Here is a 1,550-nt window from a genome sequence, read left to right on the forward strand (position 1 = left end):
GAGGGTAACATGACCATTCAGTATAATTCTCCTACATCAGAAGAACGCCGCTCTATCCTTTCCGAGTATGTCGAACCCTATGATCGCCTTGTCCGCGAAAAGGAACGCCATCACATTACTTCTATTTCCAGAACGTCAGCATGGAAACTGGAAAATGAAGGACGCTTCCCTGCCCGTAAGCCATTAGGCCGTAATTCTTGTGCTTGGTTGCTCAGTGATCTGCTGCATTGGGTACGTAACCCGCCAACAGTAAACAATGTAAATAACCCGTACAGCCGTAAACTTACCAATTAAAAAATAACATCATGAAAAAAAATTAACTGCCTTAATTGGCAGTGGTCAAACTCACTCTAAAAATAGCCTGATTTTGGGCATAAAGGGATGTGATGGTAGATATTAACTATAGAAATTATTTGAAATTAAATAACCATCAATTTGAGAAACAACCCTCTTTAAGAGGGTTCGTTGATTATTACTCAGATAATGCCTTGACTTTGCGCTGGCGGCGTTTGATTTCAGCTTTGACAGAAGTAACGATAAATTGTGCTTTGTTTTCACCATCTGCAATGTATTTTTCCATTTCTTCAACAACTTCGTGTGGGAATCTTGCGTTTAGCTGTTGTGACTTAGCATTCTTAGAACCTGTTGCCATTACTGAACTCCTTATACATAGGTGCGATTCAGTATACACAAAGAAAATTATAAAAAAAGGATTGAAGTGCGATTCAATTAAAAGTAAAGTGAATTTCAAGGTGCGATTCACCTTGAGATATCAAAAGCAGGAAAAAGCAACGCCTCTAAGTGCGGCAAACACTATCGAGGCGTCTAACCACAACATTATCGGAGCTAATGCTATGGCTGACACACAGTCTAACCAAACTCGCCTTAAATTTACATGTCTAATTGCATCAAGCAATCAACGACTAACAGATATTCACCCGGTGCGCCTTATCTCCATTCAGGAGGTAAGCCATGTTTAAGATCATTGTCACCACGACAAATCAGCATACAGGCGAGATAAAAAAAGAAACTGTCCGCTACAAATACAAGACATTACGCGGCGCGGAGAAAGCCGCCCAAAATATTCGCAGTGCTTGTATGCCAGATAATGAAACCGTTGATACTGAAATCGTCAGCGTGTACGAGAATAGAGCACCCATCTCACTGGATCAGGCCATGCACAATACAAGGCTGGCGACCTCTTTATTTTACGTCATTCTTGAAAAAGCCAAGTCTGAATGTTCCATCGATTTAAATAACCTGATTGCGTTGGCCTGTGATATCAATCAGGAAGTCTACCATGCGCTTCAAGCGGCTGTTTATGAGGAATAAGCCATGAGTCAATCATCTGCATATGGATATAACCGCCGTAAAAACAATGAAGAAACTCTCCCCCTCGACTTTATCCATACGGTAAAAAAATCCGCCATGAATCATTGGCAAAGCCTGTTGCCCGCCTGTGGCGTTGAGGTTCCGGCAAAGGGGAAGCATGGCGCTTGCCCGATATGTGGGGGAACTGACCGCTTTCACTTTATGGATGATCACCATAA

The 1,550-nt window shown here is 42.0% G+C and carries 4 protein-coding genes; 3 read left to right on the plus strand and 1 reads right to left on the minus strand.

The window, feature by feature from the left end:
* The first annotated feature begins 9 nt into the window (after positions 1 to 9).
* Entirely contained in the window at positions 10 to 294 is a 285-nt protein-coding gene (locus PSI17_RS16775; RefSeq protein ID WP_273553047.1) for a helix-turn-helix transcriptional regulator, read from the plus strand.
* Between the two features lie 178 nt (positions 295 to 472).
* On the opposite strand, the gene PSI17_RS16780 is transcribed toward PSI17_RS16775, so the two are convergent.
* The gene (locus PSI17_RS16780) at positions 473 to 652 is read right to left on the minus strand and encodes a YlcI/YnfO family protein (RefSeq protein ID WP_273553044.1); all 180 of its coding nucleotides are present in this window, start codon (positions 650 to 652) and stop codon (positions 473 to 475) included.
* A 320-nt stretch (positions 653 to 972) separates the two neighbouring features.
* On the opposite strand from PSI17_RS16780, the gene PSI17_RS16785 reads away from it, so the two are divergent.
* Positions 973 to 1,332 (plus strand): hypothetical protein, encoded by a 360-nt coding sequence (locus PSI17_RS16785; protein ID WP_273553045.1) that lies wholly within the window; start codon positions 973 to 975, stop codon positions 1,330 to 1,332.
* A 3-nt stretch (positions 1,333 to 1,335) separates the two neighbouring features.
* The coding region (locus PSI17_RS16790; protein ID WP_273553046.1) for a primase-helicase zinc-binding domain-containing protein at positions 1,336 to 1,550 on the plus strand (215 nt) is incomplete at its 3' end.

Origin of the sequence: Xenorhabdus sp. IM139775 (assembly GCF_028598745.1) — a bacterium.
Taxonomy (GTDB): Bacteria; Pseudomonadota; Gammaproteobacteria; order Enterobacterales; family Enterobacteriaceae; genus Xenorhabdus.

Coding starts and splice junctions, on each gene's coding strand:
- PSI17_RS16785 (WP_273553045.1), top strand. CDS start 973: ATGTTTAAGATCATTGTCACCACGACAAATCAGCATACAGGCGAGATA.
- PSI17_RS16780 (WP_273553044.1), bottom strand. CDS start 652: ATGGCAACAGGTTCTAAGAATGCTAAGTCACAACAGCTAAACGCAAGA.
- PSI17_RS16775 (WP_273553047.1), top strand. CDS start 10: ATGACCATTCAGTATAATTCTCCTACATCAGAAGAACGCCGCTCTATC.